At 39.6% G+C, this 24,107-nt stretch carries 23 protein-coding genes; 6 read left to right on the forward strand and 17 right to left on the reverse strand.

Annotated features, from left to right (window positions below):
- Positions 1–23: 23 nt before the first annotated feature.
- The 8 genes from GFB48_RS04315 to GFB48_RS04350 form a co-directional block, all read right to left on the reverse strand.
- The gene (locus tag GFB48_RS04315; protein WP_163931644.1) at positions 24–377 is read right to left on the reverse strand and encodes a hypothetical protein; all 354 of its coding nucleotides are present in this window, start codon (positions 375–377) and stop codon (positions 24–26) included.
- Between the two features lie 56 nt (positions 378–433).
- Complete coding sequence (locus tag GFB48_RS04320; protein ID WP_163931647.1) at positions 434–952, reverse strand: RebB family R body protein; 519 nt, start codon at positions 950–952, stop codon at positions 434–436.
- Positions 953–966: 14 nt separating this feature from the next.
- Positions 967–1,179, reverse strand: coding sequence for a RebB family R body protein (locus GFB48_RS04325; RefSeq protein WP_163931651.1), 213 nt, complete (start codon positions 1,177–1,179; stop codon positions 967–969).
- A 71-nt stretch (positions 1,180–1,250) separates the two neighbouring features.
- Positions 1,251–1,517, reverse strand: a complete 267-nt coding sequence (locus tag GFB48_RS04330) for a RebB family R body protein (protein WP_163931654.1) — start codon at positions 1,515–1,517, stop codon at positions 1,251–1,253.
- Between the two features lie 17 nt (positions 1,518–1,534).
- A complete protein-coding gene (locus tag GFB48_RS04335) occupies positions 1,535–1,810 on the reverse strand; it encodes a RebB family R body protein (RefSeq protein WP_163931657.1) in 276 nt (91 codons plus the stop codon).
- 19 nt (positions 1,811–1,829) lie between these two features.
- The gene (locus tag GFB48_RS04340; protein ID WP_163931660.1) at positions 1,830–2,099 is read right to left on the reverse strand and encodes a RebB family R body protein; all 270 of its coding nucleotides are present in this window, start codon (positions 2,097–2,099) and stop codon (positions 1,830–1,832) included.
- Between the two features lie 48 nt (positions 2,100–2,147).
- Positions 2,148–2,435, reverse strand: a complete 288-nt coding sequence (locus GFB48_RS04345; RefSeq protein WP_163931663.1) for a RebB family R body protein — start codon at positions 2,433–2,435, stop codon at positions 2,148–2,150.
- A gap of 221 nt (positions 2,436–2,656) precedes the next feature.
- Positions 2,657–4,123 carry an AraC family transcriptional regulator gene (locus tag GFB48_RS04350; RefSeq protein WP_163931666.1) on the reverse strand — a complete coding sequence of 489 codons (1,467 nt, stop codon included), beginning with the start codon at positions 4,121–4,123 and terminating at the stop codon, positions 2,657–2,659.
- A gap of 255 nt (positions 4,124–4,378) precedes the next feature.
- On the opposite strand from GFB48_RS04350, the gene yeiP reads away from it, so the two are divergent.
- Positions 4,379–4,945, forward strand: coding sequence for an elongation factor P-like protein YeiP (yeiP, locus tag GFB48_RS04355; RefSeq protein WP_163931669.1), 567 nt, complete (start codon positions 4,379–4,381; stop codon positions 4,943–4,945).
- A gap of 77 nt (positions 4,946–5,022) precedes the next feature.
- On the opposite strand, the gene GFB48_RS04360 is transcribed toward yeiP, so the two are convergent.
- A complete protein-coding gene (locus tag GFB48_RS04360; protein WP_163931671.1) occupies positions 5,023–8,688 on the reverse strand; it encodes a hypothetical protein in 3,666 nt (1,221 codons plus the stop codon).
- Between the two features lie 164 nt (positions 8,689–8,852).
- Entirely contained in the window at positions 8,853–10,988 is a 2,136-nt protein-coding gene (locus GFB48_RS04365; protein WP_163931674.1) for an alginate lyase family protein, read from the reverse strand.
- 273 nt (positions 10,989–11,261) lie between these two features.
- Between GFB48_RS04365 and GFB48_RS04370 the strand changes: the two genes are divergently transcribed.
- Positions 11,262–11,618 (forward strand): hypothetical protein, encoded by a 357-nt coding sequence (locus GFB48_RS04370; protein ID WP_163931677.1) that lies wholly within the window; start codon positions 11,262–11,264, stop codon positions 11,616–11,618.
- Between the two features lie 68 nt (positions 11,619–11,686).
- On the opposite strand, the gene GFB48_RS04375 is transcribed toward GFB48_RS04370, so the two are convergent.
- Positions 11,687–13,093 (reverse strand): BNR-4 repeat-containing protein, encoded by a 1,407-nt coding sequence (locus tag GFB48_RS04375; RefSeq protein ID WP_163931680.1) that lies wholly within the window; start codon positions 13,091–13,093, stop codon positions 11,687–11,689.
- Between the two features lie 168 nt (positions 13,094–13,261).
- Between GFB48_RS04375 and GFB48_RS04380 the strand changes: the two genes are divergently transcribed.
- The 4 genes from GFB48_RS04380 to GFB48_RS04395 are packed head-to-tail and all read left to right on the forward strand — an operon-like array spanning position 13,262 to position 16,922.
- A complete protein-coding gene (locus GFB48_RS04380; RefSeq protein WP_163931683.1) occupies positions 13,262–13,807 on the forward strand; it encodes a GNAT family N-acetyltransferase in 546 nt (181 codons plus the stop codon).
- A gap of 44 nt (positions 13,808–13,851) precedes the next feature.
- Positions 13,852–14,550, forward strand: coding sequence for an aspartate/glutamate racemase family protein (locus GFB48_RS04385; protein ID WP_163931686.1), 699 nt, complete (start codon positions 13,852–13,854; stop codon positions 14,548–14,550).
- Positions 14,537–16,144, forward strand: a complete 1,608-nt coding sequence (locus GFB48_RS04390; RefSeq protein WP_163931690.1) for an alpha/beta fold hydrolase — start codon at positions 14,537–14,539, stop codon at positions 16,142–16,144. The genes GFB48_RS04385 and GFB48_RS04390 overlap by 14 nt, the downstream gene beginning before the upstream one ends.
- Positions 16,145–16,172: 28 nt before the next feature.
- Positions 16,173–16,922 (forward strand): sel1 repeat family protein, encoded by a 750-nt coding sequence (locus tag GFB48_RS04395; protein ID WP_163931693.1) that lies wholly within the window; start codon positions 16,173–16,175, stop codon positions 16,920–16,922.
- A gap of 53 nt (positions 16,923–16,975) precedes the next feature.
- Here GFB48_RS04395 and GFB48_RS04400 read toward each other — a convergent pair whose 3' ends face one another.
- The 6 genes from GFB48_RS04400 to GFB48_RS04425 form a co-directional block, all read right to left on the reverse strand.
- Positions 16,976–18,145: a hypothetical protein gene (locus GFB48_RS04400; protein WP_163931696.1), complete on the reverse strand. Its 1,170-nt coding sequence runs from the start codon at positions 18,143–18,145 to the stop codon at positions 16,976–16,978.
- A 441-nt stretch (positions 18,146–18,586) separates the two neighbouring features.
- On the reverse strand, positions 18,587–18,946 hold the full coding sequence (locus GFB48_RS04405; protein WP_163931698.1) for a hypothetical protein: 360 nt from the start codon (positions 18,944–18,946) through the stop codon (positions 18,587–18,589).
- 251 nt (positions 18,947–19,197) lie between these two features.
- A complete protein-coding gene (locus GFB48_RS04410; RefSeq protein WP_163931701.1) occupies positions 19,198–20,556 on the reverse strand; it encodes an APC family permease in 1,359 nt (452 codons plus the stop codon).
- A gap of 54 nt (positions 20,557–20,610) precedes the next feature.
- Positions 20,611–21,045 carry a hypothetical protein gene (locus GFB48_RS04415; RefSeq protein ID WP_163931704.1) on the reverse strand — a complete coding sequence of 145 codons (435 nt, stop codon included), beginning with the start codon at positions 21,043–21,045 and terminating at the stop codon, positions 20,611–20,613.
- Positions 21,046–21,140: 95 nt separating this feature from the next.
- Positions 21,141–22,880 (reverse strand): diguanylate cyclase, encoded by a 1,740-nt coding sequence (locus GFB48_RS04420; protein WP_163931707.1) that lies wholly within the window; start codon positions 22,878–22,880, stop codon positions 21,141–21,143.
- A gap of 201 nt (positions 22,881–23,081) precedes the next feature.
- On the reverse strand, positions 23,082–24,104 hold the full coding sequence (locus GFB48_RS04425) for a chemotaxis response regulator protein-glutamate methylesterase (RefSeq protein WP_163931710.1): 1,023 nt from the start codon (positions 24,102–24,104) through the stop codon (positions 23,082–23,084).
- Positions 24,105–24,107 lie beyond the last annotated feature (3 nt).

Genomic DNA, 24,107 nt, shown 5'->3' on the forward strand with positions numbered 1-24,107 from the left:
TTACCCCCTTGAACTTAAAAACTCTAATCCCCAGTAGGGAATCCGTTTAGCACTTTACTGGCGGCCTCACCAATTTTCGAAAAATTCTCAGTACTGTTGGTCACCATGGTATTGATTTCGGCATATACCTGGGTGAATTCCTTTACGTTACCTGTCGCCAGTAATTGTGACATAGCCACACCAGCCGCAGTGGTACTGATGGTGCTCATATTACGCAACTGATCGGCAGCATCTTGAATCGCTATCGCGGTAGATTGCGACACCGACTGATAAGCTTTACCCGCCCCAGCATGCTTGATAATGTCACCTGTCATGGTTGCTTGCTGCACAGCTTGCAATGAATTAGTGACCTGTTGATTTACCACTTCGTTAGCCATTTTTTGGCACTCCCTATGGTGTGAGATAATCTGCTTTTATTCGTTTGAATCGACTTTCATGTAGCCGGAGGCTTAGGTTCATTATGTGAAGGCTCTGCACTTGCCGAGTTGGTGCTTTGTTCAGTAATGAATGCTTTCATAGCATCGAGTTGCTTGGTGATAGATTGGACACCCGCTTCAACATCTGCAGTGGACTCCCCCTTAGTATCAATTTTGGTTAACGCATCTTTAATTGCATTAATTTTATCCATAAGCGCGCTGTTATCTTTACCAGACACTTGTGGGCTATCAGGCCCAAGTTTCATAAATGGCGGTACTTCGGCTTTAGGTGTCGGCTCAGGAACCGGGGGCTGAATACCCAGCATTTTGGCACAGGTCGTGGTGATAGAGGCATTGGTAGTTAATTGAGCGTTTTGCTGTGCTGAAATGGCATTATGCATCGCCATCCCTAAAGTCTCAGCAGAAACGACATCAATCATCGCCATCCCTTGTGGGGCTGCCGTACCAGTGAGTAAAGTCATATTTTGTGTGACCGCATCAGTGATCACATCATTAGTCGTATTGGCGTTTGTCATGATTTATCCCTTCGCTATTTTCCCTTGGATATTCCTATTACACCTGAGGCAACCATTAATGCGCAGCATTGATTAACACTGGTGTTCGCCGTAATTTGGGCAAGTTTTTCATTGAATACCGCATTCTCCATCAACATTCCGACACTTTGACCTGCAGCAATGTAGGTTAAGCCCATGGATAACGGTGGGGCGATGGCAGTATTAAGTAAACTGGTATCAGTGTTCATTTTTTTATTCTGTTAAAAAGCACCTAAATAAAGCCAATGCTTATTTACTCCAGGTGCAAACAAATAGTTGATTAAGCAAATATTTGTGAAGTCGCCTTACCAGTAGAAGCAGTATCAATGCTATACAAGTTTGATACCCCTTGAACGGTAGCAGCTTGCCAAGTAATGCTTGACTGCTGTTGGGCAGTCGTCGCATTATGGGCTGCATTACTTAGCGCCTGTGACGTTGCCACCATTAAGTTACCCATTGATGATGCTGGCGCATCTCCAAGGACTTTGGTGTTAACTTGTGTCACAGAATCAGTTACTTGGCTGTTTACAGAAGTTGGATATGCCATTGTCGTTTCCTTATGATTTAACTTTTGCTGCTAAAAATTAATTTAGTAGTCTTTGCCGTTGCACTTGTGTCAAGTGAGTACAATAAACTCACTCCCGTAGTAGCAGCTGCTTGGGCAATAATGTTGGTCTGCTGTTGAGCAAGCGTGGCATTATGAGCAGCATTACCAAGGGCCTGACTGGTTGCTTGATATAAATTCGCCATAGATAGCGCTGGCGAATTAGCCAATACTGCTACATTAACCTGGGTAACCGAATCTGTAATTTGGTCATTAACAGATGTTGGAAATGCCATATATCAAACTCTATTTACCTTATGAACCTAGAATTGAACTGGTTGCTTTGCCTGTTGATGCGGTATCAATGGCGTATAAGGTCGCAACGCCCATAGTCGTAGCCGCTTGGGCGGTTACTGCTGTCTGCTGTTGAGCGCTGGTGGCATTGTGAGCCGCATTACTCAAAGCTTGTGAGGTTGCTTGAAATAAATTACCCATAGCGATGGCAGGGGCATCACCTAGTACCTTTACATTAGCTTGGGTTACTGAGTCAGTGATCTGACTGTTAACTGAAGTTGGAAAAGCCATAATGTTTCTCTCTTAGTTGATTAAATTAATGGATAAATGCTTTAGTGTTTAACCTAAACCGGCCACTTTTGACTGCAGAATTGCCCGAGTGGCTTTACCCGTTGATGCGGTATCTAGGGAATACAATGTAGTCACTCCCATAGTGGTTGCAGCTTGAGCAGTTACAGCAGTCTGCTGTTGAGCACTGGTCGCATTGTGTGCGGCATTACCCAGCGCTTGCGATGTGGCCTGAAAGAGATTTCCCATCGATAAAGAAGGGGCATCAGCAAGCACTTGTACATTTGCTTGAGTAACTGAATCTGTTATTTGGTCATTAACTGAGGTAGGAAATGCCATAGATAACTCCTTTAATTAAATTAGTGATACTACCAACGAACTTCCTGAGTACTTGAACTGATGATTTCCATCTTTATAACAAGTATTAAGATATTAAGCTGAAATTGAAGTAATTAAATGTAAAATCCTAGGGTAAAAGAGTATGAAGTAAGGGTATTAAATTAGTAAGTGTAAAAAACGAAGGTATATTTATAATAAAATGTAAAAAACTAAGGCAGATATTAAGATGCTAAGTATTGGGACGGAGTTTTATTGGTGACTTTTTTAAATGATTTTTCAAAATGACTTAAGTCATGAAAACCCACTTCATAGGATATGCTAGTTACATTTTTCTTAGGAACACTATTAAGGAGCTCAATAGCTTTGGCAATTCGTAAATGAACAATTAACTGCTTAATGGATATCTTCAAATTCTTTTTATATAAGTGAGAGAGGTGTTGAGGGCTAATATAGTTATCTTTAGCAATTTTTTCGATGGAGAGTTTATTTAAATAATTACTTTTTAGGTACCTAAGAGACTTACTTACAGCAGGATGCTCAATAGAGTTAATAATATTTTCACTTTCCAATATGCTAAAAGCCAACTCTAAAGATTGATTTTGTGCATGGCCTGCTAGCATTGGCTCACATGTTTGTTGCTGCAGGTGACGCAGTACAAGAGGTTCAGTGACTTGGGTAAGTTTAGGGAAGACCTTAATTAGGGAAGCTTTAGTCAGTTTGGTGCTATCAAGGTTTACCGCTAGAGTAACTATCATACTTTCAAGCTCTTTAACGTTCTCAACCCATGCATATTGGTTTAATAATTGGAGAGCACAATCAGCAAACTCTAGCTTGCTAATCCCCTGATACTTAGTACAAAAATATTGTACTAACAATTCGATATCTGTCACCCTCTGCTGTAAATTGGGAAGCTCTAATAATAGCCAGGGCGCAGTGGAATCATTAATCGATTGCAAGTCATGGTCTGGTGATGTTGAGCAGATAATGCGAACCTCAGGTTTTGTATCAAGGTAGATGCTCTCCCAATAATGCCTAATCTGTTTAAGGCTTTCATTAGGAAGGCTGTTGATATTGCGAATAAAAAGCGTTCCACCACTTGCTTGCTGGCACAACTCCTTCATTATCTTTACGGGATTTTCATTCACCCACTGGATCGCACAAGCCTCGACAAAAGGCTGGGATTTACGAGCTCCTAGTTGATGTATCGAATAAGCGGCGATAAATTTACCGGTTCCTCTTTTTCCATGAATAAGAACTGGAAAATTCACATTTGCATACTTATATGCTCGATTTTGAATATCAGTAATTGCCCTTGATTGACCAATCCAGCTCAAATTGAACTGATTGCTTGAGGGGACACTAAATTTCTTTTGATATTCTTTAATTATTAACAGTAAACTATCAATAATATGATCAAGGGTTCTTGCTTGGTATTCATAATTATTCAGGCATTCACTTGCTGGGATTTTAATTTTTCCAATAATTTCATTGTTGAAAATGAGTGATTTATCAATAGACAATTCTTCATTAGGTTGCCACTGTCCTGTTATATAATTAAAAGGCTTTTGACCTATAAACCCTTGGATGCAACTAAGCTCAATAGATAAGGAAAACCTATTGATTGCTGCCTTATTAAAGGCTTGCTCCACAAAAGTAGACAGCTCTAAGTTAATAGCATTATTATGCATATTAAGCCTCTTCCATGATTATAATTATAAATTAGCACTTAAATACTAGCTCACTTTATAACCATCACGGGTGATTTTTTATAATAAATTTTCATTAATTTTAACCATAAAAAATAAAACGAAAGCTAAAAACGGTGGAAGAAAAGCCTGTCAGAGTAGTAACTATCGCAACAAGATACAAAATAAGGTACCCTTAAGGGGAGTATAACAAGGGCACTATAGTGCTATTTAATATTAAGTATTGGGATTTGGATTATGCCTAAGGCAAGTGAAATCAAAAAGAACATGGCGATTGATTACAATGGCCGTACTTTCATCGTAAGAGACATCGAGCGTTCAGTACCCCAGGGTCGAGCTGGTGGCAGTATTTACCGTATGCGTATGTATGACGTAGTAACGGGTCAAAAAGTCGATGAAAGCTTCAAAGATTCAGAAATGCTAGAACTTGCGGACCTTGTTCGTCGTCCTGTCATGCTTTCATACATTGATGGCGAAGAGCATGTCTTCATGGATAACGAAGATTACACGCCATATCATTTAAACAGTGCATCTATCAGCGATGAATTACAATTCATTACCGAAGACACAGATGGTGTACAAGTCGTCATCGTTAACGAACAAGCAGTGGGTTTAGATTTACCAACGAACGTTGAGCTAGTGATCACAGAGACTGATCCTTCAATTAAAGGCGGTTCAGCGACGGCCCGTACTAAACCTGCGGTTTTGTCTACTGGTTTAATAGTTCAGGTGCCTGAGCACATTTCTACTGGCGACAAAATTAAAGTACACGTAGAAGATAAGAAGTTCTTAAGCCGTGCTTAATGAGTATTTAAAGTTTTAGCTTTAAATACTAAAATGCCGCAATGCTCAGATTTATAAAACAGAGCGTTGCGGCATTTTTATTTGGCACCGAACTGAGATTTTATCCCAAAGATCGACGATAGCGCGGCACTCGCTGCGCCTAGCACCACAAATATTGACTCACCAGAGCTCATTGCTAAGCCAATGACAGCAATAATAATCATGATGGTGAAAGGTATTTTAAATTGCTGCCAGGTACCCACTTGGGCCTGTTGTTCAAGCTTACGAAACTCTTCATCTGACTGAGCGCTTTTTATAAATACTTTGAAGCTATGGTTAATGATTTCAAGTTTGCCTTGATGGTATTTAATCAATCCTTTTTGGGCTAAGGCACTAATTAATGCTGCATTACACGGATTAGGCTGATGCTTATTGGCCGCTAGCTGATATAGCGCCAACTTTTCCAAATCACTGCAATTTTCCCACTTATAGCGGTAAGTCGCTTCAAATAAGTGCAATAAATAGCTGATGGTATGGGAACGGCTAGCCTGTCCCGAATGAGAAAATTTAAGTAAATTTAAATCTAAGTGGGATAATTCAGGTAATGCTTGCTGTTCGTCCAAGCAAAAAGTCTTGTCTAATTGATGGTAATAACGCTGCAGTTCCGGTCCCATAATGACCTGAAAATCCATTAAACACTCGGCCCAACGTAAAAGGTTAGCATGGTCTAAGGGCTGAAAAGCGATGTCATGGCTACTACCAAGGCCCGATTGCCAACTCAATTTTTGTAAACTGGCGCTGTTGCAATGAAGGGTAAAGTACTTAAATTGACCCGATTCCACTTTCTGCTTAATTTCACAGATTAAGTCGAATAAAGCTACACGAGTATCGGGGTGCTCGAGCGCGAGTTCAATATCAAACAGCTCAATATGATCGGTATCCGGGTTAAGGTTAAACTTTAATCCAGGGAAACTCTGTTGTTCAACTAGATCATTTGAGCTAGCCAAGTTAAAAGCATTTTTATAGGTAAAATAACCCCTATGGCAAGTTGTAAATCTTGCACTCCATAGGTCACCATTGATTTTAGTGACTCCTAATTGAATGTATAACTGACGAGTTTGATGATCCTGCTGTTCATATAATTGTTGATAAGCCTGCTGGTTCATCTCCTGCATTAATTGAATGTGTTTAATTAAGGAAGAACTTAAGAAAACTCGAGGCTTAATTAGCTTTAAAAATACCCAAATGAATCCCGCTAATGCGAGTATGCCAATAAAATAAAGAAAACGCGCAAGTCCACTTTGTTGCATCAAGGGGGAAGGGGAACTCTCTGGGGATTCAAATCGTTGCTCAAGCCAAGGAAGAAAAAGTTTTAATTGAGTGCTCTGCTCTAGGTTGGTTGGGGTTAATTGACGAACAGGTCTTGCTGTACTATCACCAAATTGATTAGCCTTGCTAATTAGCTCATCTAAGCCAGTGATCTTATCTATGCTATTGGGATAAAATTCATTAAAAAAAGCCAATTGCTGCTGAGCATTGTTTTGCAGAGTAAATTGTTGTTGCAGCTTTTGTTGCTGTTGAAGAGCGAATTCGCTGCCCTTAAAGCTTTGAAATGGCAATAGAAAGGCCCAGGCTAACAATATCACCATGATGGATATAGTTTGACGTTTAGGCATCTGCATCATTATGCGTGTGGTTAATAAGTAAAAAATGGCAAAAACTACAACGAGCAACAGTGCTTGTAGGTCATACCTCCAATCAAGGGTAAAGTTTAAAGTCAGCAAAATGCTGCACCCCATCAAGGTACTCAGGAGAGCGACAACAGGGTAAGAGGGCAGTGCTATGAGCTTTTGTTTGCTGTGCTTAGTTATTGCTGTGGCAATAAGCATTAATAAAACCAACGCCGTAAGAACCAGAGTTAAATAGACAAACTGATTATTAGCAAAAGTACGCAGATTATAACTTGGAATGAAACCCACAATTTTTAAAGGCCCTATACCTAAGTCTTGTTGTAAAAAGTAGCCGTAATCGCCGTGGTAGTAGCCGCGAATATGCGGTTTTTCAGAAGATTCAGGCATTAACCAGGTTTTAAATAGTTTTTGTTCTTGGTTAAACTGATAGAAATTTTCCTGCAAACTGTGGCTGTTATCACTGTGGAACAATACCTCTCCTGTTACGGGGTTTATGATCATGGTGACCAAATCACCAATAATGGCAGAATCTTTGGCTGTTGGAGTCAGCTGATAAATACTGGGAAGATAAAGATCTGCCCCCAGAATAAACCCTGGTTTTGAGTCCATGGGTAAACTTATCGTGGTACCTAGGCTGCCATCAGCAATATTAAATAAACGTTGTAAATAAAATGCGCTGCCATTTAATACCCATGCATTATGCTGCCTTTGCTTAATAAAATAATCCCTATGACCAACCGTATAATTATCTGTTACTAGTGGTTTTTCACTGTAATTGACTGAACGCCAAATTTTACCTTTAGCGTTAGCTGCAAAACTCGTCACAATTTGCTCTTGATTAATATCAAAAGCAGAGGATCGGCCATCACTGTTAATGGCATAGACATCATCAGAGCTTTTCAACAAATTTTTAGATAACAAAGCTAGGGTACAAGTATGGCTTGGCTGGGATAAGTCATTTGTTTTGTTATTGCTCAGACCGCTACCAAAACAGCCTTTCTCGGCTTTATAGTCTGAATAATCAGCTAGATTAACGTCACTATTAAAAGTGGTTTGTTGCTGCTTTAAAGCGGTTGCCGTTGTTTTTATTTGCTTTGCAATATCTTCTATTTTTAGCGCTAAAAACTCGCTGGTGGTATCGAGCCGTTGCTCAATAAGGGCATATTTGTATGCCTGCGAGAGGGCAAAGGCACAAGAAACAATAAAAAAAGCACAATAAATCGTTAAAGATAATGGTTTAAGCCATAAAGGTTGCGACTGATTTATCGGAAACCAGTACATAAAGGCGGCAAAGTAAACCACGCCAAGTCCAAGTATTCCCCAAAGTAAAAAAGCAATATTGTGGCTAATAGGAGTTCTATTTTCTATGTGTGCTTTGTTAACTAAACCAATTAAGAAGAACTGCTCATTTTGTGTGTGTTGTAAATACTTAATCTGGGGGAGTAAAAGCGGCTGCAAATAAAGGCGAAAAGCGTCACCAGCATTATGATAGTCAATAACAGAGGACTGTTGAGGAAGGGAGGTAACTCCCTCCATTACTGATGGGTTTGTAGTAAATAGCCTTTGTAAACTAGGGCGTTGCTGTTCCTTAAAGTGCGGGATTAAGCCATTAAAGCCACTAAATTGGCTAGTATTATGCGCGGTTCTTTCATAAACATTGCCTTTACTATCAATAAGGTAAAGATCACTAAAACTATGGTTTAGCTTACTAAATAAATCGATTAGTGAAACATTAATTTTGCTAGAAATAACAAAAGATAATCTACCCGGATCAATTGTAAAACTTGTCTTATCACCAGGTTTACAGTTTTTTACGTCTGAAATACTCGGGTAATTGGCCTCTAATGCTGCTTTGTCTCCCCAGTGACACAGGCTGCCTACTCGAGTGATCTGTTGCGAAAACTGCTGTTGCACCTCGTTTAATTGGTATAAATAGTCTTGATCAATATGATGCAAATTTCGGTTATGGTAATAAAAGAAAATCCCAAAAGTAACTGCAGCAACTAACAGTAAAAGCAGATAAGTGCGAAAATTAGAACGATTTGAAGTGGTGACTTGGGCAGAGGTTGTCATAGGTTGAAATCCTTTTGGGTTACAACACTGAAAACCACTTAAAAACAATGTTATCTATATAACCATTAAAGTTAATTTATCCTGTAGTTAAGGTCAAATAAACATACATCAATAAAAAAGCCCAAGCTTAAATAAGCTTGGGCTTAAACACAGAAAAGAGGGCACTACAGCTTTAAGCTGGCCTTGTTATTGGCGGTATCAACCTCTACCTGCCAGATGCCTTTTTCGGTGGTGATCTGATAAACATTGACGCCATCGGCGCTTTTCTCAACGGTTACCTGTAGCGCTTGTTTCACATCATCAGACACTTGGCCTTTTTGTGGGTAAAGGGCGGTCAGGTAAGCCACATCTTTAGCGTCGGTCTTATCAATGGCATAAGCCCAAGCAGGGCGCTCTAACTTATCGTTCATTAGGTAAGATACCCAACCTTCCTCTTGTTCCATTTTTAGCTTAGATTCGCCACCAAATAGTGAACTAAACCATGAATCAGAAGCGGTTTGGTCGAACGTTTTAACCAGCAGGTTAGCCCCATCGGCAAAGTTAGAATCAACGGTTAAGCCATTGTCACTAAACACTGGGGTGGTTGGTACAAATTGGTAATGGGCACGCACAGTACCCGTTGCCTCACCACTTAGCTCATCGTGAACAACAAATAACTCTTTATTAACGAAGATAATGCTGCGGCGGTGCTTAAGATCTTCATAGCTTTGGTTATCCACTACTACTACGCTTAGGTTATCGCTGTCATGCCATAAAATATGCTTAGGCTTTTGATCAACGTCTTTGTTATCTAGGGTGACAGTTTGATGAGCGCGGGAATCACGGAACCATTTGCGTAAGCGTTTCTCTTCAGGATCGTCACTTTCATAAATGTAAGCCCCAGAGTCCACCATAAAACTACGACCGTATGCACCCATCGAAAAGGTAAGGGTATCTGGCTGAGCATGCCATGCTTGTGAAGACGCAGACTCTAACCCTAAATGAATACCATCTTTAGACCAATCAGATTTAAAGAAGGTGAACCCACTTTCAGGGTAGTTAAAGCTGGTTTGCTGCCAGAGTTGGCCTTTTTTACCGTCAGTTGCTAAGTATTTATAGTGTGGTTCGTCTGGGTAACGGTCGGACCAAGTTTTATATATCCAATCGGCATAGCGAGGCTTATAAATACCATCTTCTTTACGATATTTCCAGGCGTCACCAAATTGAGTGGTCGAGCCATCAGGGAATAATGACACCATTTTAATGTCATGCATCTTTTTAACGGTATCAGCATAGTGAGCTGGCACCTGATCAAGCATATCGGCTTGCTTTAGGGCCTGATAAAAACCGTAGAAAAGTTCTGCATACATAGTGTGGTAACTAAATACGGTTTCTTTATTCATGCCATCTGAGTAAATTTGCTCATCTAACAAGCCAGGAATTCGGGTTAAGCCTTCATTACGCCATTCGGCCGATTTAGTAAACTCTGTCCATTCGGCACCATTTTTAAATACCTGAGTGAGTTCACCTAATAAATGATTACCCGCTTTAGCGTATTCAGTACGAATATGCTCAGCCTGATTATGGAAGAACCCCAAGAAGTACTGCAAAGTAGCTACATCAAACTTTGGCGAATGCACAAAGTAACGGAAGGCTTCTGTGGCACTTAATGTTCGGTAGTAAGACTCCATACCACGGCGAATAAACCAAGGGGTTTGCTTAGTTATAGGCAGTAATTCATTAGTGTATGACACTAATTGGTAGCGCCATTCGTCAAAGTAAGCTTCATTTTGGGTTTCTTGATAAGCTTTTGCCATCCAACTCCACCAATGAAGGCGATGGTACTGATATAAAAACTCCTTATCATGAATGGTTTTACCATCAATAACCGCAAGATCTGGCCATTGGATGTTGGCGCCACGAAATACCGGTGGGTAGTTTTTGTTACCTTTAATAATGTGGTTCAACGTTAGTTGAGCATACTCGCGCTGGTATTTATCTAAGCTAATTTGATCACTGTCTTTATATTTGGCGCGAAAATAAGCAAGCAGTGCTTCCATGGCTTGCTGTTCTTGGCCAATATCCGCTAAAGCTTTTACTTTTTCTAAGCCAGGATGGGAGAAATCCAATAAGGAAAGAATCGCTTTAGGGCTAATATCTATAGGGGCGGTAATTTGCCCGCTTTCAAATTTATGAGTGAATCCATTGACAACCTGAGCAACCTGCTGATCCTGTTCAAATCCACTAGCAGAAATCGCCATAATACTGCTTGCTAGTGTCAAAGCAACCAGGCTGTTAGTAATGAGATTGAGCTTAAACATATATAAATCCTTTATATTGTGATGCAGTGAATAAGTTAGGGAATCCAAGGCGTTTGCTCAAGAACTTAGCGGCAAAGAGGGTTAACTTTTGTTATATAAATTCATATATGGAGAGCTGAGCTCCTCATCAGGCATTAGATAATGAAAACAACTTACCAAAATGTAAATAAGCAATTAAAAAGTAAAATAAAAACAATGATTTAGGTGTTTTAATGTCATTTGGGTTTCGCTACCATTTAAATGCAAGCCACTATCACTTCTAAAGGATGAATCATGAAAGCGATTGGAAAATTATTATTAGATTCTGCAAAGCAAAACACCTTAGTAAGCCTGCATGACTTTTTAACCAAAAATAAAAAACTATTTGAATATGAACTCATTGGGGATTTAAGCTATTTACACCATAGAGCCTATAGTCCAGAAGGGATAGAGATTATTGAAGTTACAGAAATTGAGGACAATAAGTATCAATTAAACTACCAATTTGGAGTGAATATCTTTGCCTTGTGTAAGGATATTAGCTCGCAAACAAAACTAACGGGTAGCACAAAAATCGAACTGGATGAAAAGGGTGAAATCAGCTTAGATATTCTACAAACTGATAAATTAAGTGCTAGTGAAGAGTTTTAAGCTGTAGTAATAAAACAGACAAAAACAAACGGGCGGTCAAACCGCCCGTTTGTTAATCACTGCCTATCTCAGTAAACCACCTTGTAAAGAGTATTGAGACTCAGAAATACATCAGTTGTTGCATCCACCTGAATGGCATGAAAAGGGTAGCGCTCTTTGCCAAGTTTAAATTGGTCGAACGTTTTACCTCCATCTTTTGATTGGTGTATGGTGACATTCTTTTGCAAATCAGCTGAGAAAATATTTATCATGCCTGAGGTATTGGTTAGAGGTGGACGATTATAGTTACGAAGTGAGTCTAAGCCGTTGGTACTGACCCATTTCTCGCCGTTAAAATGGGAAACTCGTAGCACCCATAGCGGGTTATTTTGGCTAAAACCATTAATATTATAAGGGTAAGTAACCACCGGGTAGCCATCACTATTGAGGGTGACTTGGGGAGTTTGGATTTCTGAGGTTTTATCTCCCCAGGTGCCTGACCATTCATAAAAATGATCCATTTGAGGGTCATCTGCAGCAAGTGGGTAGTCCACTTGCTTACCATCGGCACGGTGGAATGTTTTATTTTGACTGTTAAACTTTAAATACGTGCCCCGCTGGAAGGTATTGCCACCACGATGCAGCTGAGACCAAGCTGTGACAATGTGAACATTAGAATCTTTGTCTGCATAGAGCTTACTCATATAAGCGTTTTTACCTTGCTGCTGTAACAACTCATATTCAGTCCACGTTTTCAATTTATGATCGTAATAATAAAAGTCTTGTTTTTCGTTAAAATTAATATCTCGAATAGAGCCATTAACGCCGTTAAGGTCGATACCGGCTCGACGCAAAATTATGGCAATATCACCATTGGCCAGCGAGACTGCATGAGGGTATGAATACAAACGGATGTCTGAGTTTTTATTTTGATCTTTTTTGATATGGCTATAATAAGTTTTATTCCCATCTGCTGGAGTGGGTATGTATTGCCAATCATTATAAGTGTCATCGTAGCTAGCCCAAGTGTTACTGTTACTGAGGTTAGTAAACGATTCTATTGAGTATGGAGCATTGGAGCGGTAATAACGCATTTGGTGATTATGCATGCCAATCCAGACGTGTACGAAGCCATCGCCATCAATCGCCATTGCCGAATCATTATGGCTGCGGTCGCCATCTCCGATGGTGAAAAAAGTTTGCTCTGAACGCTCAACTTCACCCGTTTCAATATTAACCTTCACTATCTTACCAAGGTAGTCGGCGCTATCCGTATAGGTGATATATGCATGCTTATCCGCAACAGCAATAGAGGAAGAACCTGAAGTATCATTAACAAAACGGGAGATTTTAGAAACTTCAAAACTTGCTTGTTTGGTTTGGCTTTGACTGGCTTGTTTAGCTTCAGGGCTTGGGGCTGCGGTTTGATTGCAGGCTGACAGTGCCGAGGCAACCATAAGCGCAAGACTGGCTTTTGTTATAGAAGAGAACGTCATTATCACCATCCTTTTATTTTTATCTTCAGATTGATTGTATGAATACAATTAAGAAGTGATAGCAATAAAAGTAATTTGGTTAAGTTATGAAACACAAAGGGTAAAAGTAGTTATTTTTCTAAACCTAAGGAATGTTTTACAATTAGATAATATTAAAAAGAGAACACCATGACCATTTTATTTAAAGCTTATCAACCACAACAAACCCAAGAAATCATATCTCTATTTACAGATACCTTTAGCAACTCTGAGGGAAAGGATGCTGGCGAAGCGATTAATGCATTGGTAACGAAACAATTTGCGCAATGCTCAAATGAGCAATTGCAATGTTATATTGCTACCGCAGGTGACACCATTATTGCCGCGATCAATTTATCAAGCCTGATGTTTACCGCCTCTGGGATCAAAGCAAAATTATTATCCCCTGTGGCGGTTTCGAGCAGTTATCAAAGGCAAGGGCTTGGACGGCAATTAATTGAGTTTGCTAAAAACGAGCTGAAACAGCAAGGTATTGAACTATTAGTGACCTATGGCGATCCTAACTACTATGGTAAAGTGGGTTTTCAAGCCGTAACCACTGAACAAATTCCAGCGCCACAGCCACTAAGTATGCCATTTGGTTGGATTGCACAAACCTTAGATGGTAGCCAAATACCCACTATCGGCGGGCAATCTACTTGCATTGAGCCATTAATGGATGCAAGTTACTGGTAAAGGGTTAAAGGTAAACAGTTAATCAAAGCAAAGGAATGCGAACAATGAAAACCATAGGGATCATCGGTGGCATGAGCTGGGAATCAACGATGAGTTATTACCAGCTAATCAATAAAGGAATTAAACAACGCTTAGGAGGCTTGCATAGCGCTAAAGTGATAATAAATTCTGTTGATTTTGCTGAAATTGAAGCCCTGCAAGCCAAAGGAGAGTGGCAACAGGCGGCAGTTATATTATCCAAAGCGGCGGTGTCACTGCAAAATGCCGGTGCTGATTTTCTGTTAATCGCCACCAATACCATGCACAAGGTCGCACCAGAAGTGTCCCAAGCCATCAATATTCCTTTGTTACATATTGCAGAGGCTACAGCCAGAGCACTGAAACAGAAGGGGATAACGACTGTTGCTCTGTTAGGCACTCGCTATACCATGGAGCAGGACTTTTACAAGCAGGTCATCATCGACCATGGAATAGAGGTTGTGATCCCTAGTAACCGTCAAGTCAATGAAGTGAATAGAGTGATTTACGATGAGCTCTGTTTAGGCCAAATTAGCCTTAAATCAAAACAAATCTACCTTAATATTATTAATGAGATGCAGCAGCAGGGCGCTCAAGGGGTTATTTTAGGTTGTACTGAAATAGGGCTATTAGTGCAACAAGCGGATACCAGTATTCCCTTGTTTGATACCACTGAGATTCACGCCAAGCAAGCCATAGAGTTCGCCTTGTATGAATCTGTTTAATCTTAAATTAAAGGCACTAATGGCGCTTATGGTGATAGCCCCGCTGAATTTATACGCCTATTCGCCAGCGAACCATGGGCAATTAACCGAAGCTTCCGTCGCTTTGCTAAAACAATGCCATTTATTACCCAGTAATTTTACTTCTGCAGCAATCGATTCACTGGTATTGGCAAATAAACAGCAAGATACTTTATTCAATAAAGCCATTCTTTGGCACTTTCCAAAACCTATAACCCCTGAACAGACCAAGCCTAAAACCATAGGGCATAGCTTATATGGCAAGATGGTCCACAGCACCACATTCAATCAATGGTATTCATACTTAAATTTTGCTGCTTTAAGAGTGGGAACCATTGAAGAAAAAGCCACGTTTTTAGGCGCAGGATTACATTACTTACAAGACTTAACCGTTCCAGCCCATGCGATCCCCATCTTTCACCCGAAAGGCTTAGTCGATTTTGATAACTTTGACTACCAACAATTGCCAGTAATCAGCCAAGCCATTGATTGCGATGAACTTACAAAGGCAACAACCGCGAATAAGCTATTAGTAGAAAACCAAAACTTTACTCTTGAACAGATCAAACAGCCAATATGCAGTAATGAAGCTGAACTATGCCAGTTAACCTGGCAGGTGATTTGGCCAACTGCCGTGAGTAAAGTCACTGGCTTTGGGCATTACCCCTGCAATAGGGATCAGTTTGGTGAAATTAGCCTGAATTGTCCTGAGAACTTGCAGATTGATGTTAACCCAGAATACTACAATGAATTGAGCTTAAAATTAGTTAATAGGGCAGTCGTCAGTGGCGCAAAGTACCTCTACCAAGGGCTCAATAGGGACAGGGTTTTATCTGAAAATGGCTGTTCCTTAAGTCATATTCCAACAAGAGATTTACTTAACTGTATTGCTAAACCTACGTTTGTGCTCGTCCATGGCACCTTCAGTGGCGGTTGGGTGTGGGACAGCACAGCGAACCATTTACGCCAACAAGGTTTTGAGGTCTTTACCCCAAGTTTATCTGGTCTAGGCGAACATAGAGAACAGTTACGCGCTGATATTAACTTAACCGAACACATTAATGATATTGTCAGATTGCTCGATTCTAAGGGACTTTATAATGTTGTTCTGGTTGGCCATAGCTATGGTGGTATGGTGGTGACTGCTGTTGCCGAACAAAGGCCAAGCAGCATTGCTAAATTAGTCGTAGTAGATGGTCATATTCCATTTAATAACGACAGTTTTATGGCCTTATTAGGCCCACGCGCAAAACAGTTTGAAGGTTTAATCCAAGGGGACTATTTAGTCCCCACTTGGGTTAAAACAGAGCAAACTTATCCAAAGGACAACCCACATCCTTTGGCGACATACCTAGAGCCAATTAAACTGAATCCCCCTAGACCTCAATTTAAGCCAAGCCATTTTATTTTAACCGTCGAGCACATCAATAAACCACAACTAGATGATTATTATAAGGCTTATCAAAGGGCTAAGGGATTAAATTGGCAAACTCATATAATACCAGCCGACCATTTGCCTTATAACTCCAATCCAAAGGATTTTAATGAGTTATTAAAAGTAATCGCCCAGAACTAAAATTAGGATGATAACAGAGGGTTACCCAATGAAGCATTTACTTAAATTTAAGCTTATATTTTTAAGCCTTGTAATAGCAATATTGCTAAATAATGAGGCAGAGGCACTATCTTGTGAGCAGCCAGAACAGCTCGAACTCAAACCCCTAGTGAGAGCTGAAATGACCATTACAGACATGTTATTATTATCTCACATGTACCAACAGGGGAAATATGTTGCCCAGGACTTGGCAAAGTCTGATTATTGGGCATTACAGGCAGATATTTTAAAATCAAAAACATCTGAGCAGGTACAAAACGTTGATGCTAATGAGACTAATCCATACCAATTTAATAGGAGGTTTGAAGAGCAATTAAGACTAGCAAAACAAGGAGACGCAGCCGCAATGGGGCAAGTAGCCAAAATGTATCTTGTGGGGATTTCAGCTGAGCAATCATTAGCAGAGGCTGTGCATTGGTTTGAAATGGCTGCCGCAGCAGGCGATAAATATGCTGCAACATTAGTAGCAGAGCGAAAGTTTAGTGAGATTAAACCGCTACTTAAACAACAACAAAGCTTAAACCCGAATATTTATCCGCAGCGACAACAGTTACAGCAAATAACGAATGAGATGAAATACATCATCCAAAGGTTAGTAGAGTTAACGGCAGCGTATGAGAAGCATCAAGCAAAAGATCTCAATTGCGACAGGGTATATAAAAACGCAGTAAAGCTTTACCAATACCGAGCAAAAATAGAACAACTAAAGCAATTTGCACTAAATAATCAGCCAGATTAAACGTTGAGCATTGGTTAAACGCAAAAGCTTATAAAAATATATTCATTAATTTTTTACTTATAACGGTAAGTATCACCTAAAGCTTTGTCTCTAAATGGCGAAAAAAAGATGGATATTTTGTCTGTGGGGCTGTAAACATCAATACTGTCTGAGTTCGGTAGCGATACTGGTTTCCTAGGCTCTCTGGAAGACACAATAGGGTTATTACGAACTAAAAGCGCTTTCTTTTTAATCGTTTCCATATTATCAAACACTTCAGGGTTAACTTTGCTGGAAGTGATTAAAAAGTCTAATTCCAATGATTTACCATTTTCAAATGACGCTTTTACTGTTGTTAACTGTTCAAGTGTATGGACATTCCAGCGTACCTTAGAGCTTGGCAAAAGTTGTGTCGACATTAACTTATTATCTTTACCCACTAAACCAAAAAACCAATCGAAGTTGAGTTGGGTGACCTTATCCCAATCCATTGTTTGTCTGCGTAAGCGATTCAGATCGTTGTAACGCTCTTTAGAAGTTGGAGTCCAAACAGCAGGTTCTTTTATGGCAGGGTACGTTTTACCTTCAAAACGCCCATCATTCTCATGGGCATACTCAATGGCTTGTTGCAGTTTAAGTGGTAACTTTTTAGCTATTAAACTGGATTCATGGCTGAATATCTTTTCCATTTCTTTTAGGTAAGCTTGGTTCGCTTCAAATACAGCTTTATCGGCTTGGTCAAATTTTGCCGTCGTTCTTTGATTTTGGTAGACGCCAGCACCATAAGCAGGCTTGCCCGACACAAAAGTATACTTGGCCATGGTTTCATCCCAATTAGGATCCTCTGCCGACAGTGTTATTTGGTTAAGTTGGTTGTTAATAGCACTTGGGAGGCCAGCTAATTTAGACACTATGCATATATGCTTAAGCATTTGCTCCTTTTTGGTTTGTCCTTGCTTTAATAAGCCTCGTCCCATGACTGATGAATTCTGGGTCGGGTTAAAGGTTAAAGAGTAGTTACCATGGGGGGAGTCATAGTAATAAGTGCCTTTTGAAATCGTGGTCGTGTTAGTAAAAACATAAGAGGGTTTGAATGTTTTTAGATTATTAATATCTGGGCCACACAGGATCCCATGAATGACAATATCTTGTTCTCTATCTATGTAAATATCTTTATAGCCTTCGACAGCAATTGATATTGAGCTAAAAAAAAGACTTAATACAGCAATAATATGCTTCACCATGGCATGAACCCAGTAGTTTATCTTTTATTATAATGGCATAGATATACCATTGCGTAAAACCAGGGCAGGGTTAATGACGGATGACGATCGTCACCAACTAAACTAATCTGATTATGAGGTAGGTACTTTTTAGGCAGGCTGGCAACAAACTCAAAGTACTAGGGTCTGATTAAATAAGAGTACAATTGCAAGGTAAATAGGATTGATAGCTTTAAATGTTCAAACCATTATGTAAAACCCTATTTAACATAATATATATTGTGCGCACAACTGTAGATAAGTAAAACCATAGTCCATAATCCTTAATGACTTCTAAGCCAGGCAAAGTTGTGTTTATTACGCGCTTGTACGTAAAATCTACCATGCTTTGGTGGTGATTACCTTACAGAATTCACGTACGTTTAGATGGTTGAATGTAACTATGATGGCTAACTCAAGCGATTAACGACAAGACAGATCTTTCAATGAAAATTCGGCGTGGGTTTGGTTATTATGATCATTATGCATAACCAGCTTATTGCCGTTTACATAGAAACGGTACTCATAGGCCCAGTCGACTTTACCAAGTTTGATGAGTTCAAAGCGGTTAAATGGCTTATCACATTTTAAATGGACATAGTGATATGCAGCGGCCATGGCACTTGGATCGATTGTGTTCACATAAATTTGCAGTTGCTCAACATTAAACTGCTGATGGGCATAGCTCAGCTTAGGCGCCAAAGCTTGCCCTGACTTAAGGTATTGAGGAGCTTTGCTTTGAAAAGTCGTTTGTTCGATCCCATCCCAGATAAAAGATAGCAACCTAAAACCACCATAACACCTTTAACCCAAAAAACAATAATACCAATATGTGCCATTGTTTTAGGCGAATCAAAATTCTGAATACCAAAAACCCCTGGGCTTAGACTCTCGATTAAGGGAGCAAAAATAAGGAAGATAGTCACAATAAATTTACTATTAGATGACATTGGCTGCGGTAATCCAGTTAAGTTTTAATGCCGATAATGATACTTATCGGCATTAACATAGATAACAAAATAGAATGATAAAAGTTAACGATAAACTTTACGTCTAGGCATTGTTAAATAACAAATATAGCCAAATAAAAACCAAGCAATAACTAATAACCACTCTTGCCATACAAGCGCTGCCGGCATATTCGGCAGGTAAAAGCTGCCAATAATAGTTGCGGCAATAAAACCAAAGTAGCCAAGCCCTACTCCACCTTTGACTTTAAAAGGACGTGGCATATCGGGCTCGTTAATTCTTAGTTTTACAAAAGACAAACACACTAGCGCATAGGCAATCATCAGACTAAAAGAACCGCCATCCACAAACCATATGAGTGCCCTCTTCCCTAGAAATGGCGCCAGCGTCACTAACACTCCAATAAACAATAAGGCGTTCACAGGTGTATTGTATTTAGGGTGCACTTTAGCAAACCATTTAGGCAACATGCCATCATTGGCCATAGCAAAAATAGCCCTTGAGCCCCCTATCATAAAACCATTCCAACTGGTTAATATACCGGCGATACCAGCGATTAATACCATGCTAGCGGCTGAATCCCCAAACGCCTGCTTAGCAGCTTGCACAGTTGTAATCGGGGCTTCTGCCCTCGCCTCTGGCGTTAAAATCAACGCGACACTCAATTCAATAAGTACGTACCAGGAAATCGCAAATGCTATAGAGCTAACCAGCAAAATTCCAATCTTTCGAGGGGGCAAATTAATTTCTTCTGCAGTCTGTGGGATCACATCAAACCCAGTCATCAAAAAAGGCATAATAGCCATTGTCGCTAAAATACCAATGCCACCATTAACAAACAATGGTTGCATGTTTTGTATTTGTCCAACTTGCCCAATACCGACAATAAGCATTGCCCCAGCCAACAAAATGACTCCCACCACAATGGTCTGGATAAATGCTGCCATACGCACACCGATAATATTTAACCCCATTATCACTAGGCTGGCACCACTGCCGATGAGTACCATATCCATGGATACTTGGGAGCCCGCCACGCTATAAACTGGATTTGATCCTAAATTCGGAAACAGGTTTTGCATCACACTTGGCAGAGCCACTGCTTCAAAAGCACATACCGCCACGTAAACAAATATAATCGCCCAAGTACAAATGAAACCACCGTTTACACCAAGTGCTCGTTTTGCATAAACATGTTCGCCGCCAACACTTGGCATGGCACTGGCTAATTCAGCGTATATAAAACCAATGACTAGAATTACAACCCCTATAATTAGCGTGCCAATAACCGCACCTATGCTTCCTCCTTTAGCTAAGATATCCCCCATTAACGCAACCCAAGACCAGCCAATCATGGCACCGAAAGCCAGAGCTAATGTATCTAAAGTGCTAAGAGTTTTGTCTAATCCATGTTCTGTTGTCATTTTATTTCCTACAAAAAAAAGCCGCTATCGCGGCCTTAAACATCTATAAATCACTTATTGAGCATCTAATGCTGCTTGAATTCTAGCTTTTTGCTGTTCATTTAGATTTGAATCCTTGATAAGGCGGATGATTAAATCTGTACTATCAGCTCCCTTTTCATGCCACTGATGGGTATTCTCTGAGTCAAGGGATATTATTTTTACTTTCTTTTCACCTGCAGCTACAGAGTGACTCTCAATATTGTCTACCAAATCTTGAACCACCTTTTGGGCATCAGGATCTAGCTTTTGCATGATCTTACCAAGCATTTGTGGATTATGAAGTTCATCATTGGCTAATTTAATCACCTGTAACTTACCGTTTTTAGTGATCTCAATTTGAGTCGCCGTTTGTGTTTTCTTTACTTCTACATTTAATTGAACATTTTCGGTGGCAAAAGCCAGACTGGAACCAAGTAGTAAAGCAAAAAAAATTGAGGTCTTATTCATTTTGAAATTCTTCCTTATGAACAGTTGATTAAGTAAATACTGACCCAGATTAATTATTGTAATAATCCTGCGGACATATGGTTGTATAAATTGCACTAATTATTCACATAAAATCCCGTCGCTTGTGAAGGTTGGAATACAACAAAGCGGTTCTTACCGCTAGATTTAGCATCCAGTAAAGCAATATCCGCTCGCTTTATCGCGGTGTCAAAGCTAATCTGACTGCAATTTTCTACACAAATTCCAATACTTGCTGTAACTTTAGGAGAGATTTCAAGTCCCTCAAGTTTAGAATTAGCTATTTCACGGAGCAATTGGCGAGCAACAGATTGGCTCTGAGCTAAATTAAAATCCGGTAGGATAACAATAAATTCTTCTCCCCCAAAACGTCCAAGAATACTCTCGGTCGACAAGCATTGTTGACATATTAAAGCCACTTTCCTCAACACTGAATCACCAATGTCATGCCCTAAGCCATCATTAATTTTCTTAAAATTATCAATATCGATAATAAGTACACCAGCGTTTTGCTTTTTATTCTGCAATTGCCCCCAAAGTTGGATCCCTCGTTCCATTAAATAACGGCGATTAGCTATCCCTGTTAAATAATCAGTCTGAGCTTTAAATTTGAAATTAGCCCTTGATTGAATTAAGAACCAAAAAATGCTCAATAGCAATAGGATAGATAACGTGATACCAGTGTATAAGGCCAATATATATTTGCTTTCATTGTCATCAGACTTAGCTATGGCACGACTTAATTGACGCTCTAGACTCATAAGCGCTTTGACCTGAGTATTGTTCTGGTTTAACTCTACAGCATCACGTTCTTGTCGATGATTAGATTGTAATTGTTCAAGTCTCTGGTAATAAAACTTAAGATGCTCACCTTGCCCAGTAAGATAGTTGATGAAATCAATTTCCAGCTGTTCCTGTTGCGAAGGAGAATAAATATCACTTTGTTGCCATTGTTCTAATGTACGTTCGAACTCGAATGTTTGTTCAGTTAGACTAAATGACTTTAAAAGCATAAAATAAGCGACATTAACCCAGCGTTTTTCCGCTGTGGTATCACTTATTTTCAGTGCTTTTTGAAGACGACTGATTGCATTTTGAAAGTCTTTTTGCGCGTAATAAACTCGACCTCGGTTAAGTTCATAAAAAAACGCAAAATCACCAACAGGGTCCTTATCTACAAGGTTTTGCATATGCTGTAAATGTAAATCGGCTAATTCCCAATTATGAAGCTCAATAGTATTACTAATTAAAAAATGCAGACTATTGAACTGCCCAGATAAAGCATCCTGCTGTAGCCATAACCCATAGGATTTATTAAGAAAGTCATAACTTTTCTTATACAGTTTATGACTGTAATAAAAACCACCAACGGCATTATAAAAAATGGCTAATTGTTCCAGATCTGGCTGTTCCGTAGCAAGGGTTTGTTGCAGAGCAGTTTCGATTAGGTTAGTGCCATACTCAATATCACTGATAGTATTTAAACAATAGAGGTACTGATTAGTGGCTTTAATTAATAAAATATTGTGTTTTTGGGCAATATCTAACGCTTTCTTTCTATCCGGGCAGTACAGCGCTTGATCCGTGGACATTAGATAATCGATGTAAGCTCGACTCAATAAAGCATTGATGTGAAGTTGATGATTTGATTGCCTATCAGATTGGTCGATAACTTCAGTATAAACATTCTTTGCTTTGCTGTAGAGTTGAGCACGCTGAAAGGCAATGCCTTGCTGATACAGCTCTTCGATTGAAGTGTTAGACGCTCGCCCATCAATGGCAAACAAAAACAAAAACAAATATACAATTCTATGCATTAGAGATTTATAACAGTTAATCTTAACAATACCTTAACCAACTCACTTGCGATAAACAATAAATTATTCTCTAGTTTAATAAAATCAAAACAGCATCACTGTAAAAAAACACTTCCACTCGTCTATTTGGGCTGTAACCACTTCTTATATGTTCGTTTTGGGTAATATGCAGGTTAATGCAGAATCCGATAATGGGATGGTTTATTTTTTAACTAATTGAATCAATGTCGGCGCAATTCGATTTAAGGCAAGTTCATAATCAGCAGCGCCGAGTTTCTTAGCCGCAAAAGGCATGCCATAGATAACGCTGGTTTGTTCATCTTGGATAATGGTCTTAGCCCCTGCTTGCTTCATAGCTAATAACCCATTAGCGCCATCTTTTCCCATACCTGTTAAAATCACTCCTATACTATTGTGTCTAGCATGTTCAGCCACAGAATCAAAAAGCAAATCAATGGATGGTCGATGTTTATTTAAAGGGGCTTCCTCACTTAAAATAGTGTAAAAACAGCCCGAACGTTTCTGTATGATAAGGTGTTTATCACCTGGAGCGATATAAGCCGTACCTTTTTTTAAAAGTTGATTATGATTGGCTTCGCAGACCTCTATTTGACATTGTGATTGTAATCGTGAAGCGAAGGATTTTGTAAACCCAAAAGGCATATGCTGAACGATAACAATTGCAGGACAATCTACTGGCATCATCTGTAACAATGTTGTTAACGCTTCGGTCCCCCCTGTGGAGGCACCGATAGCGATAATCTTGTGAGCAATGGTAATCATTGGTTCGGACTTAATGCCTAAGGGATGCTCAGCCACCTCTTGATGATTAAAACGAAAGTAGCTTCTGTGAATATACTTGATTAATAAAGGAGCGACTTTAGCTATTTCTGCCTCTGTCTGGGGCTTTTCAAGACAGGCAAAAGCCCCGATATCCTTTGCTTTTTTTACTAGTGCAGGTTGCACAGCCAAAAGCTTAGAAAAAATAATTACTGGCATTGGCCTAAGTGTCATTATTTTTCTTAAAAAACTCATCCCATCCATTTTGGGCAATTCGATGGATAATACTAACACATCGGGTTTATGGGATTTTATTAAGGTTCGAGCCTGATAAGGATCCTGGGCAAAACCCACCACTTGCAGATCATTTTGACTGTTAATAATAGCTCTCATTGCGTGACACACACTGACCGAAGCATCGACAATTAAAACTTTGATTTTCATGTT

The organism is Paraferrimonas sp. SM1919 (assembly GCF_010993985.1).
In the GTDB taxonomy this organism is placed as follows: Bacteria; Pseudomonadota; Gammaproteobacteria; order Enterobacterales; family Shewanellaceae; genus SM1919.